The sequence below is a fragment of the Atopobium sp. BS2 genome, from assembly GCF_000565075.1.
GTDB lineage: Bacteria > Actinomycetota > Coriobacteriia > Coriobacteriales > Atopobiaceae > Lancefieldella.
Window position 1 is genome coordinate 128,139 of record NZ_JDFG01000039.1, and the last position, 15,319, is coordinate 143,457.

13 protein-coding genes and 2 tRNA genes are annotated in these 15,319 nt (G+C 49.4%); 14 read left to right on the top strand and 1 reads right to left on the bottom strand.

Annotation, left to right across the window (positions count from 1 at the left end; genetic code table 11):
• Window positions 1-71: 71 nt before the first annotated feature.
• The 3 genes from HMPREF1492_RS05255 to typA all read left to right on the top strand — a co-directional run bounded on the left by HMPREF1492_RS05255 (window position 72) and on the right by typA (window position 3,946).
• Window positions 72-1,352 carry a class II D-tagatose-bisphosphate aldolase non-catalytic subunit gene (locus HMPREF1492_RS05255; protein ID WP_035436646.1) on the top strand — a complete coding sequence of 427 codons (1,281 nt, stop codon included), beginning with the start codon at window positions 72-74 and terminating at the stop codon, window positions 1,350-1,352.
• Window positions 1,353-1,521: 169 nt separating this feature from the next.
• Window positions 1,522-1,980 (top strand): hypothetical protein, encoded by a 459-nt coding sequence (locus HMPREF1492_RS05260; RefSeq protein WP_035436648.1) that lies wholly within the window; start codon window positions 1,522-1,524, stop codon window positions 1,978-1,980.
• Between the two features lie 127 nt (window positions 1,981-2,107).
• Complete coding sequence (gene typA, locus HMPREF1492_RS05265; protein WP_035436650.1) at window positions 2,108-3,946, top strand: translational GTPase TypA; 1,839 nt, start codon at window positions 2,108-2,110, stop codon at window positions 3,944-3,946.
• 176 nt (window positions 3,947-4,122) lie between these two features.
• Here the strand turns inward: typA and HMPREF1492_RS05270 are convergent, their stop codons facing one another.
• Window positions 4,123-4,866 (bottom strand): trimeric intracellular cation channel family protein, encoded by a 744-nt coding sequence (locus HMPREF1492_RS05270; RefSeq protein ID WP_035436652.1) that lies wholly within the window; start codon window positions 4,864-4,866, stop codon window positions 4,123-4,125.
• 126 nt (window positions 4,867-4,992) lie between these two features.
• Here HMPREF1492_RS05270 and HMPREF1492_RS05275 point away from each other — a divergent pair.
• The 11 genes from HMPREF1492_RS05275 to purD all read left to right on the top strand — a co-directional run bounded on the left by HMPREF1492_RS05275 (window position 4,993) and on the right by purD (window position 15,308).
• A tRNA-Ser gene (locus HMPREF1492_RS05275) sits at window positions 4,993-5,083 on the top strand.
• 38 nt (window positions 5,084-5,121) lie between these two features.
• Window positions 5,122-5,212: transfer RNA gene (locus HMPREF1492_RS05280), tRNA-Ser, on the top strand.
• A 119-nt stretch (window positions 5,213-5,331) separates the two neighbouring features.
• Window positions 5,332-6,753 (top strand): DUF4013 domain-containing protein, encoded by a 1,422-nt coding sequence (locus HMPREF1492_RS07825; RefSeq protein ID WP_051479412.1) that lies wholly within the window; start codon window positions 5,332-5,334, stop codon window positions 6,751-6,753.
• Between the two features lie 307 nt (window positions 6,754-7,060).
• Window positions 7,061-7,354: a 30S ribosomal protein S6 gene (gene rpsF / locus HMPREF1492_RS05290; protein WP_035427103.1), complete on the top strand. Its 294-nt coding sequence runs from the start codon at window positions 7,061-7,063 to the stop codon at window positions 7,352-7,354.
• A gap of 52 nt (window positions 7,355-7,406) precedes the next feature.
• Entirely contained in the window at window positions 7,407-7,859 is a 453-nt protein-coding gene (locus HMPREF1492_RS05295) for a single-stranded DNA-binding protein (RefSeq protein WP_035436655.1), read from the top strand.
• A 48-nt stretch (window positions 7,860-7,907) separates the two neighbouring features.
• The gene (gene rpsR / locus HMPREF1492_RS05300; RefSeq protein WP_012808120.1) at window positions 7,908-8,180 is read left to right on the top strand and encodes a 30S ribosomal protein S18; all 273 of its coding nucleotides are present in this window, start codon (window positions 7,908-7,910) and stop codon (window positions 8,178-8,180) included.
• Between the two features lie 32 nt (window positions 8,181-8,212).
• Entirely contained in the window at window positions 8,213-9,271 is a 1,059-nt protein-coding gene (locus HMPREF1492_RS05305; RefSeq protein ID WP_035436658.1) for a DUF2232 domain-containing protein, read from the top strand.
• Window positions 9,272-9,303: 32 nt separating this feature from the next.
• Window positions 9,304-9,828 (top strand): 50S ribosomal protein L9, encoded by a 525-nt coding sequence (gene rplI, locus HMPREF1492_RS05310; protein WP_035427096.1) that lies wholly within the window; start codon window positions 9,304-9,306, stop codon window positions 9,826-9,828.
• 500 nt (window positions 9,829-10,328) lie between these two features.
• Window positions 10,329-11,768 (top strand): replicative DNA helicase, encoded by a 1,440-nt coding sequence (dnaB, locus tag HMPREF1492_RS05315; protein ID WP_035436660.1) that lies wholly within the window; start codon window positions 10,329-10,331, stop codon window positions 11,766-11,768.
• 141 nt (window positions 11,769-11,909) lie between these two features.
• A complete protein-coding gene (locus HMPREF1492_RS05320) occupies window positions 11,910-13,190 on the top strand; it encodes an adenylosuccinate synthase (protein WP_035436662.1) in 1,281 nt (426 codons plus the stop codon).
• Between the two features lie 3 nt (window positions 13,191-13,193).
• Window positions 13,194-15,308 (top strand): phosphoribosylamine--glycine ligase, encoded by a 2,115-nt coding sequence (purD, locus tag HMPREF1492_RS07880; RefSeq protein ID WP_084054990.1) that lies wholly within the window; start codon window positions 13,194-13,196, stop codon window positions 15,306-15,308.
• Window positions 15,309-15,319: the final 11 nt, after the last annotated feature.

The following is a 15,319-nucleotide window of genomic DNA, read 5'->3' on the forward strand; positions in this document are numbered from 1 at the left end:
GGAGAGGGGCGTAGGGATTCAACCCCCACGCCCTTCTTATTACCAAGAAACACTCTTGGGAAGGGGTAAATATGGAAAAGCTACCAATCAAAAAAGCTGTTGAAGGGTTGCTTAAGCTTCAGGACACAGGAAAGTCCGCCACGCTGTTAGGAATTGGACCAATGTCGCCCAACCTGCTCCAGGCAGCTTTTGAACTTGGTAGAGACTGCGATTTTCCTCTGATGTTTATTGCATCTCGAAACCAGGTAGACCTTGATGAACTTGGTGGAGGATACGTAAATTCTTGGGATCAGAAGCGTTTCTCGGAAGATATTGCTGAAGCAGCTCAGAAGGTTGGCTTTGACGGTCTGTATTACCTCTGCCGCGACCACGGTGGTCCTTGGCAGCGCGACGAGGAGCGCAACGCTCACCTTCCAGAAGATGAGGCTATGGAGCTTGCCAAGAAGTCCTATCTTGCCGACATGCTTAATGGTTTTGACCTGCTGATGATTGACCCAACTAAGGATCCTTTTGAGATTGGCAAGGTTATTCCGCTTGACGTGGTTCTTCGTCGTACGGTTGATTTGATTGAGTGGTGCGAGAAAGAACGTGTTTCTCGCGGTCTTCCCGAGATTGGTTATGAGGTTGGTACCGAGGAAACAAATGGTGGCTTGACCTCTACCGACAAGTATCACACCTTCATTGAGCAGCTTAAGAGCGAGCTGACCGCTAAGGGTCTGCCTATGCCAACCTTTATTGTTGGACAGACCGGAACGCTTACCCGCCTTACTGAGCAGGTTGGTCACTACGATTTTGAGGCTGCTATTAGCCTTGCTGAGATGGCCAAGAGCTACGGTGTTGGTCTTAAGGAGCACAACGCAGACTACCTTGATGACGTGACGCTGCTTGAGCATACTCCTGCAAATGTCACCGCTTCAAACGTAGCTCCACAGTACGGAACAGAGGAGACTCGCGCATATTTGAAGCTTTGCGATGTAGAGGATCTTCTGGTTAAAGAAGGTCTCCTGAAGGCAGACGAGGTCTCTGGCTTGAGAAACACCCTGTTGGTCAAGGCAATTGAGACTGAGCGTTGGCGCAAGTGGATGGTGGGTGACCAGGTCAATCTGACTGTTGAGCAGATTCTGGCTGATCACAAACTGTCTCTGGATATTCTTGATATTTCTGGCCATTACGCGTTCAATGATGAGGAGGTCAAGGCAGCAACTGAGCACCTCTACAAGAACCTTTCTCAGTTCAATATTGATGGCCAGCGCTTTGTTGTCGATCACATCAAGCGTCCTCTTCGTCAGTATGTTGAGTGCTACAGGCTTGAAGGAGTTACCACGCGTATTCGTGAGGCACTGGCAGAGTAAACACACGTGCTTTTAGGCACGGCATTTTACCGTTGCGACATCCTTGCTGTCAGATTTTGGACAGATATCTGACAAACCTAAGAGGTCGAAGGCTTTTTGCTTTCGACCTCTTTTCTTGTGCGATGTATCATAGAGAACAATAGTTACAAAAACGATGCTAAGGAGCGGCATGGCTGAAAACGACGAGCGCAAAGATGGAGTTTCTCCCCAGCTTGATATGCTCTCAACTGAGCTGCTTGGGGATGCGTTTGACCTGCTTGCAGATGGCCAATCACTTAACGTTTTGCTTGTGGTTGAGGATGCGCCAGGCACCGTTGCAAGTTATGAGTTTTCTGACGACGGTCCAGAGGAGCTGCTTGAGGGTGCTCATAAGCGCGTGCTTGACCTGGTCAAACAGAAGGGCGACAAAGAAGCAGGACTTGAAGAGCCTGTCCGCTATGCGCTTGTATATGAGGGAGCTATCCAGCTAATTAAAGAGGGCGGTTACGAAGATGCCGTGCTTCTTGAGTTTGGCGAGAAGGGCTATAAGAGTTTCTCGGCATATTCTTTAGTTCACGGAAAAGGCCAAGGCGACCAGTTTGTGTGGTCTGATCCCGCTCCAGCAGGGGAGCTTGAGCCACTTCTGTAATGAAAAAGCTGCGTTCATTGAAATTTCTGGGCGCTCTAGGCACGTAATTGCACTAAAGTTCTAAAGCTGATAAAAATTGGACCTGAAGTAGCAAGTCCAAACACATACCTTCGAGAGATAGAGACTTATGCGTCAAGACAACATCAGAAATATTGCTATCATCGCCCATGTTGACCACGGTAAAACCACCATGGTTGACCAGATGCTTAAGGCAACCGATGCATTCCGCGAGAACCAGCAGGTTCAAGAGAGAATTCTGGACTCCAATGATCAGGAGCGTGAGCGCGGAATTACCATTCTGGCAAAGAACATCTCTATTGAGTACAAGGGCGTCAAAATCAACGTTATTGATACCCCTGGCCACGCTGACTTCGGCGGCGAGGTAGAGCGTGTTTTGAAGATGGCTGACGGTGCGCTTTTGCTGGTTGACGCAGCTGAGGGCCCTATGCCACAGACTCGCTTTGTTCTGCGCCACGCTATCGACGCAGGCCTTTCTATCATGATGGTTGTCAACAAGATTGACCGTGACGGCGCTCGTCCAGAGGCTGTTGTCAACGATTCTCTTGATCTGATGATGGACCTCGGCGCAACTGATGAGCAGCTTGAGTTCACCATGGAGCACGTCATCTTTGCTTCTGGCGTTAACGGTTACGCTCGCCTTGATCCAAATGATGACAACGACAACATGTTCCCACTTCTCGACATGATTATCGACGGCCTTCCAGCTCCAGATGTTGATATTGACGGACCTCTTGCTATGCAGTGCGTTACCATCGATCACTCCGACTACCTGGGTCGCATTGGAATTGGTCGTGTCTATTCCGGAACTGTTCATACTGGCGACAAGATTCTTGTTGTCAAAAACGACGGTTCCCGCGCTATGAGCCAGGTCAAGCAGCTGTTCACCTTTGACTACCTTGGCCGTAAGGAGTGCAGCGAGGTTGACGCAGGTGATATTGCGGCAATCGTTGGCGTTGATAACACTGATATTGGTGACGTCTACACTGATCCAGAGAACCCTGTTGAGCTGGATCCAATTGAGATTGATCCACCAACTCTTTCCATTATTTTTGAGCCTTCTACCTCGCCACTTGTTGGCCGTGAGGGAGACATTGTTGGTGGCCGTCAGCTTAAAGAGCGCCTGATGACAGAGCGCGAGAATAACGTCACCATGCGCATCGAGGAGCTTCCTGATAAGACGGGTATTGAGGTTTCTGGCCGCGGTATTCTCCACCTCTCTGTTCTTATGGAGAGCATGCGCCGTGAGGGCTTTGAATTCCAGGTTGGTCGTCCTCGCGTTCTGTTCAAGAAGGATGCTCAGGGCCACACGCTTGAGCCTATTGAGCAGGCTGTTGTTGAGTGCAACCCAGAGTATGCTGGCAAGGTTATTGAGGTCTTTGGTAACGTTGGCGGCACCATGTCCATCATGGATACCGGTGAGACTCAGACGCACCTTGAGTTCAAGATTCCAACCCGCGGCATCATGGGCCTCAAGACGCGCGTCATGAACGTCACCCACGGTGACGCTGTCTTCTACCACACCTTCCTTGAGTACGGTCCTTTTGCAGGTGATATTGGTAGTCGCCAGAACGGTGCCATGATCTCCATGTCCACCGAGAAGGCTGTTGCCTACGCACTTGGTACGCTTCAGGAGCGCGGCCAGCTCTTTGTTTCTCCAGGCGTTGAGTGCTACGAAGGCATGCTGGTTGGCGAGCGTTCAAGGCCAGGTGACATGGTTGTTAACATTGCACGCACCAAGTCTTTGGGCAACCAGAGGTCTTCAACTGCAGATATTTCAGTTCAGCTGACTCCTCCACGCCTGTTTACGCTGGAAGAGGCTCTGGAGTACATCATGGACGACGAGCTTGTTGAGATCACGCCACAAAACATCCGCATGCGTAAGCGTATTCTTTCCGAGACTGAGCGCCGTAAGTGGGCAGTCCGCAACGGCATGGTCAAGAAGTAACAGCGTCGTTTACAGATAGCCAATCTGGCGAGAAGAACTTGCAGCTGCAAGGGTTTCTCGCCAGTTTTGTTTTAGACAGATTTTAAATAAAGTGCTGTTAAACGGCATGTGATGGCGATGCAAAACCGCCCAGAACCGCCCAAAAACATCCAAAACCGTCCGATTGTGGCTGGATGCTACTTTGATGGGGTGTTCTGCTCAGGCTGCTTACCTGGCTTCTGAGCTTTGTGACGAAGCTTGTTAACACTGCGCATTACGTGCGGCGTAAGGTCAACGTCGGCCGGAGAAAGCACGTTGTATTTGAGCGACCAACGCCTCAGGCCAACGGTAACTGCAACGCAGACAACGGCTGCCCAGATTTTGGTGACTCCAGCGTAGGAAACAAGTGCCCAATATGAGGTGGCGCCAGCAACTGCGCAAAACGCGTAGAGATTGCTTCGTTGGAAAATACGAGGTATATCGCCAAGAAATACATCGCGAAGCATACCGCCACCAACGCCCGTAATGCTTCCCATCAGAATGACCGAGAAAGGAAGCAGGTGATATACCAGGGCTTTATCGGTACCAACGACAGCAAAGAGGCCAACGGAAATAATGTCGGTCCACTCAAGCATGCGAGGGAATCTATCAAGCGGCTCAGGGAACATAAACAGCAAGACAGCGGTAAAAACGGCAGCCGGAATGGCGTAGGGCGAGTTGAGCATATAGACGCCACCTTCTTGCATCATGACGTCCCTGATAAGCCCGCCGCCCAGACCACCCAAAAGACCAAGACCCACAAAGCCCACAAGGTCTAAGTGACGATCTCTTGCAACCAAAATTCCCGAGATTGCACCAATAATTACCGTTAGAAGGTCTAGCCAGTAGGGGATGCCCACAGAAATTGCATCTGTGCCATATGGCGAGAAAAACGATGGCATCCATACCTCCTACTGGTGTTTTTGTTTTTATTAGTATGACAATACTACACAAGTATTAAAAATACACAGAACTTCTCGCCCTATATTGGTAAGAAATCCGCTATACTGTCCCGTGCGGTTTTATATGGAGAGTTGTCCGAGTGGCCGAAGGAGCACGATTGGAAATCGTGTAGGCGTCTAAAGCGTCTCCAGGGTTCAAATCCCTGACTCTCCGCCAGAATTTTCACGGCGCCTACGGGCGCCGTTTCACCCTTCGGAGGGGTGGCAGAGTGGTTGAATGCGGCGGTCTCGAAAACCGTTTACCCCTTCTAGGGGTACGAGGGTTCGAATCCCTCCTCCTCCGCCATTTAACATTTTCATTTGATTAATTGTTACCAATAAAGATATATTTATTTTTCGATTTTATATAGAATGTTTAGGCTTTGTAATTCGATGTCATCTTTTTTGACACGAGGGGAGAGTTAAATGGCTGTTTCAGCAGATGAGTTGAATGGCTACAGGCGCGATCGCTACTTTGCACGCTCCTGGGCACTTCTGACTTTGGAAAAGGGTTGGTGGAAGCCTGTCCTTATTATGGCTCTGTTTGGTCTTATTCCAGTTGTCGGAATTCTTGCACTTGTTGGCTATGCACTTGAGACTGCACGCGTAACTGCATGGGGCATCAACGCTGGTCCAAAGCAGAAAGACCTTAAGTTTGGTACCTATATTGTTACCGGCTTCAAGGCAGTTGTTATTGCACTTGCATTTGGTCTGGCATACAGCATTGCTACTGGAATTCTTTCTTTCATTCCAGTTATCAATCTGATTCTTATCCCAGTCTTTATTGTTGCAGCATTTGTTTATCCACTGTGCATCAATGTTATTCAGGTTCGCGCATCAGTTTATGGTCGCATCTCTGCAGGTTTTGCTTTTAAGAACATCTTTGAGATGATCAAGCATGACATGGGCGGTCTGTTCCGTATCTTTGGTATGGGCATTGTGCTTGGCATTGCTACCTCACTTATTATGGGCATCATCGGCGGTAGCGCTGCAATTAGCATGATTGTTAACATTGGCACTCAGGCTTTAACCATTGCAAGAACTCAGAACGTTACCGACCAGAGCCAGGTGGGTCTTATCATGCTTGCCCTGCTTGCACGTGGCGTCATTCAGATGGGACCAATTTTCCTGATTATTGGCTATATTGGTAACGTTGTTGGTCTTATCGTTATGCTTCTTATGCAGAACGCAATTGCTCTTTGGATGCGTCAGTTCAACGTTGCTGCATGGGGACAGAGCAACGATCCACTGCCACCATTCATTAACGATCCTCGTGATGGCGCAGCTGCTACGTATGCAGCTCCAGCACCAGTTGCTCCTACCGCACCAGCAGCAACCGTTGCTCCTGCAGTAGCACCTGTTGCTGTTCCTGTTGCAGCACCAGTAGCAACCCCAGCTCCAGTAGCAACCCCAGCTCCAGCAGCACCTGCAGCACCTGCTGCACCAGTTGCTGCTCCAGCTCCAGTTGTACCTGCAACCCCTGTTGCAGCTCCAGTTGAGCCTGTTGCGGCTCCAGTAGCACCTGCTGCACCAGTGTCTCCTGCTGCACCTGCTGCACCTGCTGCACCTGTTGCTCCTGCGGCACCTGCTGCACCAGTGGCTCCTGCTGCTCCAGCAGCACCTGCAGCACCTGCAGCACCTGTTGCACCTGCGGCACCAGTCGCACCTGTTGCGCCAGCAGCGCCTGTAGCTCCAGAGGCTCCTGTCGCTCCCGCAGCTCCAGAGCCTGCACCTGCTTCAACTGTTGTTGTTGAGCCAATTATCCCAACAACTCCAGAGGCTCCTGAGGCACCAGCTGCTCCAGCAGACGCACCAACTCAGAATCCTGAGGGACCTGCAGCTCAGTAGAGTAGAGCACCTATAAAAGAGACGGCCATCATGCAGATTGTGTGATGGTCGTTTTTCTTTTTCAATCCCATGTTTTTAAAATTGAGCGAGTGACCATGCCTTGAAAAGATTCGCGTCAGATAGTTGCAAGACTAGAGGCAAATTACTGACAAATTGCCAATTTAAGCTTTATATGTGGACTGCATGTGAGAAAGTTTGTGGGTCAGTTTCGTATTTGAGCATTTATGTGGTATGATGCTTGGTCGAACTTTCCTGCTTCGGGTGCACCTTCACTTCCCGAAGCCATTAGCCCAGAGGAGGTGACAATATGAAGGCCTATGAACTGCTGTTTTTTGTTGACCCGGCTTCCACCGAGGAAGTCCGCGCTGGTGTAATGAAGCGTATTGACGTTGCTATCACCACTGACGGCGGAGTAGTCGACAGCGTCGAGGATTGGGGTAAGCGTAAGCTTGCTTTTGAGATCGACGATCTTACCGAGGGTGACTATACCCTCATCAATTTCCATGCAGATCCAACGCAGATTGCAGAGCTCGATCGAGTCCTGCGAATTAATGATGCTGTTAAGCGTCACATGATCGTGCGTCGAGTCGATAAGGACTAAGTCCTTGTAATGGAAAAGTGGAATTATTCCACGATGAGAGGTAGTGAGATTTATGAGTATTAACAGGGTTAACATTTCGGGCAACCTGACCCGTGACCCGGAGCTTCGCTCCACAGCAGGCGGTACCCAGATTCTATCCTTCGGCGTTGCGGTTAACGATCGTCGCAGGAACCAGCAGACCGGTGAGTGGGAAGATGTTCCCAATTTCGTTGACTGCGTAGTATTTGGACAGCGTGCTGAAGCACTTTCCCGCTTCCTCTCCAAGGGTTCGAAGGTTGCTATTGAAGGCAAACTTCGTTTCAGCTCCTGGGAGACGAAGGAAGGACAGCGTCGCAGCAAGCTTGAAGTTGTTGTTGATGAGGTCGAGTTCCTTTCTAGGAATCAGCAGGGTGGAGCCCCTATGTCACAGGGTGCACCATCTTATGCAACTCCAACTCCACAGGCACCCGCTCCCGTTCCGGCTCCGCCAGACGAGGAGTTCTACGATGCTGATATTCCGTTTTAAACGTCAGACAGCAACACAGACGTTACTGTCATCTGAAAGGTAAAAGACATGGCTCAGCAGAAACAAGATTTCCAGCGCCAGCCGCGTCGCAAGTATTGCCAGTTCTGCAAGGAGGAGACTGAGTTCATCGATTACAAAGATACTCAGCTTCTTCGTAAGTACATGACCGACCGTGGCAAGATTAAGCCTCGTCGCGTCACTGGCACCTGCACGCAGCACCAGCACGACATTGCACTTGCTATCAAGCGCGCACGCGAGATGGCACTTCTGCCCTACACTGTCCCTGTGGTTTCCAGCCGCGGTGGCCGTAGTCGCGGATAACCTATCTGTTCTTCAGGTAGAGTTGGTTAGCAATGGATAGACCGGATTCAAATATTCCTCAGGCACCTGAAGGGTATTCTCGCCCAGAGAGTAGCCCACAGAATTTTACTGGTCCAAGCAACCAAAACGGAGGCAAGCCGCGTCCGTTTGAAGCTCCAACCTACAAGCAAGGCTTTGTTCTTTGCGTTGTTGGCGGAGTAATTACCGGACTCCTTTCTTTTATTGGAGCAGCTTTGGTTGCGTATGGCATGGTAATTGCTGTCTATTGCAAAAAAGGGCACGGATGGTTTGGTCCTGCTATTACTTCAGTACTTGTTACGGGTGTAGCAGCTTATTTGCTCTCGGGACCAACGGAGGCGGCTACTTCAGTTACCGCTTGTGCACTTGCTCTTGGAGTTGGCTACGCTTTTGCAACAGAGAAACTCACCGTTGGTGTTGGATCTCTTCTTGTAGGAGCAACGGCTTTGGCACTTCTGGGATACGACGCGTTCTTTGCCGCAATGGCAGGAACAACTCTTCCCGAGCTTGCTCAGAACGTATTTAATCAATACGCCTCGCAGGTCTCAGGTGCTTCTCCAGAGATCCAAGAAGGTCTTTCAACAGCAAAGGCACTCTTTATGCTCTTTTGGCCAACCAGCTATACCGGCATGGCGCTTTTATATTTTGTAATTGCGCGTTTTGGAGCTCGAACAGTGTATAAAGCACTGACAAGAGACCCACAGAAATTACCACAGTTCCAACTGATGGACGTTCCATTTTGGATGTGTGTTCTTACCGTGGCCAACTTGTTTGTATATGCACTCTCAAGCACCATTTTGCCTGCACAAGACATACTTCAGCTTATTACGTTGAATGTGTTTATGGCTCTTAGGGTTGTGTTTGCTCTTCAGGGCCTTGCGGTGCTCACATGGTTTGTGCGCGAGAAGCACTTCTCGCCAGCACTTTCTCTGTCACTGTTTGTATTGGCAGGCATGTTAGAAGTTCAGTTAGGCGTTATGGCTCTCGTAGGACTTATTGACGCCTGGGCAAACTTCCGAAAGCTTAATCGCTTAGGAAGCCAGGATTCAGAGTCCACGATAAACAACAACTAGTCGATACCATCGACTCATCAAAGGAGTTTCCCATGAAAGTTATTCTCTTGGGCGAGCTTCGCGGTAAGGGCGGCGAAGGCGACATCGTAGAGGTCGCACAGGGTTACGCGGAGAACTTCCTGTTCCCCAACAAGATTGCCCAGCCTGCTACACCGGGTAACATCAAGCAGCTTGAGGAGCGTCGTCACAATATCGCTAAGCGCGAAGAGCAGCGTATTGCTGACGCAAATGCTACCAAGGCAGCTCTTGATGGCAAGCTCGTAACTGTTGACGCTCGCATTGGCGAGGAGGGCCAGCTCTTTGGCTCCGTCACCACCGCTCAGATTGCTGACGCAATCGAGGCACAGCTCAACGTCACCGTTGATCGTAAGCGCATTGCTCGTAGCGCTGCTATCAAGACCGCTGGTCGCCACAATGTCACCATTGAGCTTTACCGTGACATCACCGCTACCGTCGTTGTTCTTGTTGGCGAGGACGATGCTGCTCCTGCAGAGGAGGAGACCGAGGAGGTCGCCGCTGAGGCAACCGTCGAGGTTGAGGTTGAGTCCGCAGAGTAGTTTTATGCATGCATAAAACACTGTTCTCCTGCATTTTTTGGTGGTTTATACAATTTCTGCAGTTTTCTACAGATTTGTAAGCTTTTAGAAAAAGCAAGGCCATCTTAAAAGAATGGAATGTTTGTTCGAACCACCCCTTTGTGAAACATAACAAAGGGGTGGTCTTTTTATGTGTAGACAGAACGGTATATTTTCTTATACTCTACCTGCGGTTATTCAAAATGTTATGTAAAACATATTCACTTAACCTGCGGAATTGTAATTTGATTTGTATAAATGCAGATAAGCAATTGTGTAGAAAATACCACGTGTCGAAAAAAGTCTAAAAAATGTTGAAAACGTTGAAAACTCAAGGAAATCCCGCTCAGGGTATGCGAGTTTTGGAAAATTGTGTTGAAGACTTAACTTTTCGAATTTTGCAAGCCAAAATGACTCTTTATTTTTTTGAAAAGTACACTACTATTCAGATTCATTCCCAAAAAACATGATTGGAAAAGACGATGGCACAAGACTCGTTTGAGATGAATCCTACGCAATTGACGGCCCTAGAGAACGCCTCTATGCCACAAGATTCTGATGCCGAGTTTTCCATTCTTTCTGCAATGATTCTTTCGGAAGAAATCAGAGGAGAGTGCCTCATTAGGCTTTCTTCCGAGGATTTCTATATTCCATCCAATCAAATTATTTTTGAGGCAATTAAGTCTCTGTTTGACAATAACAAGCCAGTAGATGTCATTTCGCTTGCAGACCACCTTAAGAGTAACGGCAAGTTTGAGCGCGCTGGAGGAGCTGTCCGTTTAGCAGAGCTTGGAAACAACCCACTTGCTATGGTTGGTTGGGAAAACCACGCCGTTATGCTGCACCGTGATACTACGCTCAGAAAGATGATTAGTGCTTCTGCAAAGATTTCTGCGCTTGCCTACAACGCTCCAGAAGATACAAAAGAAGTAGTTGACCAGGCAGAGAAGCTCATTTTTGATGTAACCAACAGAGATGTTCAGCAGTCTGAGCAGGGCATTGAAGACATCATGACTGATCTCTTTGAAGAGCTTCAGCAAAATGCTGGTAAAGATGCGTCGGAGTTGGGTGTCCAAACTGGATTTGCAACCCTAGATAACCTCTTCCAAGGTCTTCGTCCTGGTCAGATGGTTGTTATCGGCGCTCGTCCTGGTGTTGGTAAGACTTCTTTTGCTCTCAGCATGGCTTATAACGCTGCAGTTTCCGGTGCAACTGTTGCGCTCTTCTCGCTTGAGATGAGCAAGATTGAGATTGCGCAGAGGCTGTTGGCTTCTGAATCAAAGGTTGATTTGCAGACCATCCGTTCTTCCAACATCAGAAATGAGCAGTGGCCCACCCTTCTGGAGGCAGCAGAGCGCATTTCTCGCCTTAAAATCATCGTTGACGATACTCCGGGCACAACAGTCACAGAAATCCGCGCAAAAGCCCGCAGAATGCTTAATAAGGCCGAGAAGGGCGTCATTATCATCGACTACCTCCAGCTGCTTTCTCCACCAGCCGAGAAGGGCCGTGCAGACAGTCGTGCAACTGAGGTTTCTGAGATGTCTCGTGGCATTAAGATTATGGCTAAAGACCTCAAGGCGCCTGTTATTGCACTTTCTCAGCTCAACCGTACGCTTGAGAACAGAAATGGCAAGCGTCCACAGCTTTCTGACCTGCGTGAGTCCGGTGCAATCGAGCAGGATGCAGATATTGTTTTGCTGCTTGACCGCTCACTGAGCGATGAAGAAGCCGCACGAGATGACCGTCCTGATAAAGACGTTACTAACATCATTGTTGCAAAGAACCGTGCAGGTGCTCTGAGGGATGTTCCTGTTATGTTTATGCCAACATCTACTAAGTTTGTTGAGATCTACCAGGGAAATAATTACTCAGAAAGTGAAGCCGCTCAGTACGCTGCGATGGCAAACCCTACACATTAATCGTTTCTTATGTGTGACAAAACCTCTGCGCTTCTGTGCTTTTGCGAGTGGTATTAGATATACTTATGAAGCAACCCCTAAAGAGGTTGCAACCGTCATGTAATGGTCGTGTTTGTAGATAGCTGCGATAGGGGAGAACTTATGCCAGCTTCCGTACTTGTTGGTGCTCAGTGGGGAGACGAGGGTAAGGGTAAAGTTACCGACCTCATTTCCGGAGATTTTGACGTTGTTTGCCGTTACGCAGGTGGTGCAAATGCGGGCCACACGGTAATTGCTGGAGACACAAAGCTTGCGCTTCACCAGGTTCCATCTGGCGTTATGTACGAGAACACCTATCCAGTTATTGGTAATGGCTGCATTGTTGACCCAGAGGTTCTTCTCGGCGAGATTGACATGCTGGAGAGCAAGGGTATTTCCTGCAATCTGCTTAAGATTTCCGGCAACGCTCACATTGTTATGCCATATCACAAAGATCTTGACGGCGTCCACGAGAAGAAGCTGGGTAAGAACCTTATCGGCACCACCAAGCGCGGTGTCGGTCCAACGTATATGGACAAGATGAACCGCACTGGCCTGCGTATTCAGGACATGCTTGACGAGAAGATCTTCCGCAAGAAGCTTGAAGCTGCACTTGAGTACACCAATCCAATCTTGAGCCTTGTGTATGGCCTTCCAACCTATACCGTTGACCAAATTTGCGAGACCTACCTGCCTTATGCAGATCGCATTCGTCCTTACATTGTTGAGTCTTCTCTCTTCCTCAATGAAGAGCTTGAGGCTGGTAAGAACATTCTCTTTGAGGGTGCTCAGGCAACCATGCTTGATATTGACCACGGCACCTATCCATTTGTTACCTCTTCTAACTGCACCGCTGGTGGCGCAGTAACTGGTTCTGGCGTTGGCCCAACCAACATTGACCGTGTCCTGGGTATTGCAAAGGCATACCTCACACGCGTTGGCTCTGGCCCATTCCCAACAGAGCTCTTTGACGAGACGGGCGAACTTCTTGGCGAAGTTGGACATGAGTATGGCGTTACTACTGGTCGTAAGCGCCGCTGCGGTTGGTATGACGCAGTAGTTGTTAACTACGCAGCTCGTATCAATGGTCTCACTGACCTGGCAATTACCAAGCTTGATGTTCTTGGCTGCCTGGATGAGATTAAGGTATGCGTTGCTTATGAGTGCGATGGCAAGATTTACAAGACCGTCCCAGAGCACCAGAGCGTCTTCTATCACGCAAAGCCTGTGTATGAGACCCTTCCTGGTTGGAAGTGCGACATTTCTAACGTTCGTAACTTCTACCAGCTGCCTCGTGAGGCTAAGGACTACATTGACTTCCTGGAGCAACTTGCTGGTGTACGCGTTTCTATCATCACCGTTGGTCCAGATCGCGAGCAGACAATCGACCGCTACTGGAGGTAACCCGTGGCGTCTTCGGACTGCTCAACTTTTGCAATAGTTTGCGATAACCCCTGTGGGCTTGAAGCTTCCCAGCTTGAAGCCCTGGGGGTTTCTGTAATACCTGGAGCTCTGAGTTCAGATGCTGATCAGGTGGGCGAGTTTTACCGAGGCATTATTGAGTCAGGAGCTCAAAAGATCCTCTCGCTCCATGTGTATTCAGAATTTTCTGACTCGCTTCTTACGGCAAAAAAGGCTTGTCAGAACAATCCTGATATTTCAAGCTCAATTTGCCTGGTAGATAGCGGAAATATGCCCACTGCTATGGGAATCATGCTTGAGCGCTTAAGTGTGGCAAGAAAGTCTGGAGCTTCATTTGAAGCTGCTTGCGCGTATGCACAAGAGCTTGCTGAGGTAGTTGCCACAATGTACATTGCAATGAACAAGGTTGTCCTTCATAAAAGCAAGGACAAACGCCCCAGGCTTTCGTTGCGACTTCGACTTGAGCATTTGCATAGGCGCATCTCAAACGATATGTATTTGTATCGTTTGGTTGGCGGAAAATGTACAGAGGTGGCTCGCTCATCAGATTTTACCGATCTAGCAGCAAGAATTTCTCGCCTTATGAGCGCTTGTTTTGTAAAGCGTGGCGAGCTCAAGTATGTAGTGATTTCAAGTGGCGAGAAACGCATAGAAAAGCATCTCAAAAAGCCGCTTAAAACCAATGAATATGATGCAGAATGTATTGCAGAAAGACTTGCTTCCCCTGAGTTTAAAAAACATCTTGGAGAAGGCGCTGTTGGCGTTGCTTGTATCCCAAAGGCGTTGTATCAGAAGGCTGGAGTACTTATGAATGACACCGTTGATATTTTGTTGCTTGGTGCGGGCGGTCGCGAGCACGCGCTCCTGACAAAGCTGCAGGAGTCACCGCGCGCTGGAAAAATTTACGTTGCTCCAGGCAATGGTGGCATGGCTGCCCAGGCAGAGATTGCTCCTATTGATCAAAATAACCCTGACGAGGTTGTTGCTTTTGCCAAGGAAAAAGGCGTTAACCTGGTAGTTATTGGTCCCGAAGCGCCTCTTGTTGTGGGCGTTGCAGACGCTGTTCGCCAGGCCGGCATTGCATGCTTTGGCCCTAATCAGAATGCAGCGCAGATGGAGGGCTCAAAGGCGTTTGCTAAGGGCGTTATGGAGCGAGCAAACGTTCCAACTGCTGCATGGAAGTCTTTCACAGACCAGGCGTCTTGCGAGGCATATGTTCGCCATATCGGCGCACCTGTTGTTGTTAAGGCAGACGGTCTTGCTGCAGGTAAGGGTGTTATTGTTGCAACTGAGCTTGAGCAGGCCCTCGAAGGCGTCCGCGAGTGTTTCTCGGGTCACTTTGGCGATGCGGGAGCAACCGTTGTTGTCGAGGAGTTCCTTGAGGGGCCAGAGTGCTCGCTACTTGCGTTGACTGATGGATCGTATGTTGTTCCGCTGGCAACAGCCCAGGATCACAAGCGCGCTTACGACGACGATAAGGGACCTAACACCGGTGGAATGGGCGTCTATTCTCCTGTTCCTTTTGTGACCAATGAAGAACTTTCCCAGATGATTGCCATTGAGCAGCGCGTTGTTGACCAGCTCAAAAAAGAGGGCATCAACTATTCTGGTTGCCTTTACGGCGGATTTATGCTGACCAAAGACGGCCCTAAGGTTCTTGAATTTAACGCTCGCTTTGGCGATCCAGAAACTCAGGTTGTACTGCCTCGCCTCCAGGGCGATTTGGTTTCAATTTTGATGGCTTGCGATAACGGTACCCTCCGTCATCAGCAGGTTTCCTGGTCTGATACAGTGGCTGTTTCTGTTGTTCTGGCAAGCGCCGGATATCCTGGTTCTTACGAGAAGGGCAAGGAGATTACCGGTATTGAGGCCGCTCAGCAGCTTGAGGGTGTTTCTGTGTATCACGCCGGAACTGCTCAGATCGATGACGGAAAGATTGTCACAGCAGGCGGCCGCGTGCTCAACGTCACTGCGCTTGCACCAACCTTTGAGGAAGCTCGCGCTCGTGCATATGAGGCTTGCGACCTTATCAACTTTGAAGGCAAGCAGCTCAGGCACGATATTGGACTTAAGGCTCTTCAAGGTCGTCCAGAAAAATAGTTAGGTTAGCG

Bases quoted from the DNA above. Each gene is read 5' to 3' on its own strand.
- HMPREF1492_RS05255 (WP_035436646.1), top strand. From the start codon at position 72: ATGGAAAAGCTACCAATCAAAAAAGCTGTTGAAGGGTTGCTTAAGCTT.
- HMPREF1492_RS05260 (WP_035436648.1), top strand. From the start codon at position 1,522: ATGGCTGAAAACGACGAGCGCAAAGATGGAGTTTCTCCCCAGCTTGAT.
- typA (WP_035436650.1), top strand. From the start codon at position 2,108: ATGCGTCAAGACAACATCAGAAATATTGCTATCATCGCCCATGTTGAC.
- HMPREF1492_RS05270 (WP_035436652.1), bottom strand. From the start codon at position 4,866: ATGCCATCGTTTTTCTCGCCATATGGCACAGATGCAATTTCTGTGGGC.
- HMPREF1492_RS07825 (WP_051479412.1), top strand. From the start codon at position 5,332: ATGGCTGTTTCAGCAGATGAGTTGAATGGCTACAGGCGCGATCGCTAC.
- rpsF (WP_035427103.1), top strand. From the start codon at position 7,061: ATGAAGGCCTATGAACTGCTGTTTTTTGTTGACCCGGCTTCCACCGAG.
- HMPREF1492_RS05295 (WP_035436655.1), top strand. From the start codon at position 7,407: ATGAGTATTAACAGGGTTAACATTTCGGGCAACCTGACCCGTGACCCG.
- rpsR (WP_012808120.1), top strand. From the start codon at position 7,908: ATGGCTCAGCAGAAACAAGATTTCCAGCGCCAGCCGCGTCGCAAGTAT.
- HMPREF1492_RS05305 (WP_035436658.1), top strand. From the start codon at position 8,213: ATGGATAGACCGGATTCAAATATTCCTCAGGCACCTGAAGGGTATTCT.
- rplI (WP_035427096.1), top strand. From the start codon at position 9,304: ATGAAAGTTATTCTCTTGGGCGAGCTTCGCGGTAAGGGCGGCGAAGGC.
- dnaB (WP_035436660.1), top strand. From the start codon at position 10,329: ATGGCACAAGACTCGTTTGAGATGAATCCTACGCAATTGACGGCCCTA.
- HMPREF1492_RS05320 (WP_035436662.1), top strand. From the start codon at position 11,910: ATGCCAGCTTCCGTACTTGTTGGTGCTCAGTGGGGAGACGAGGGTAAG.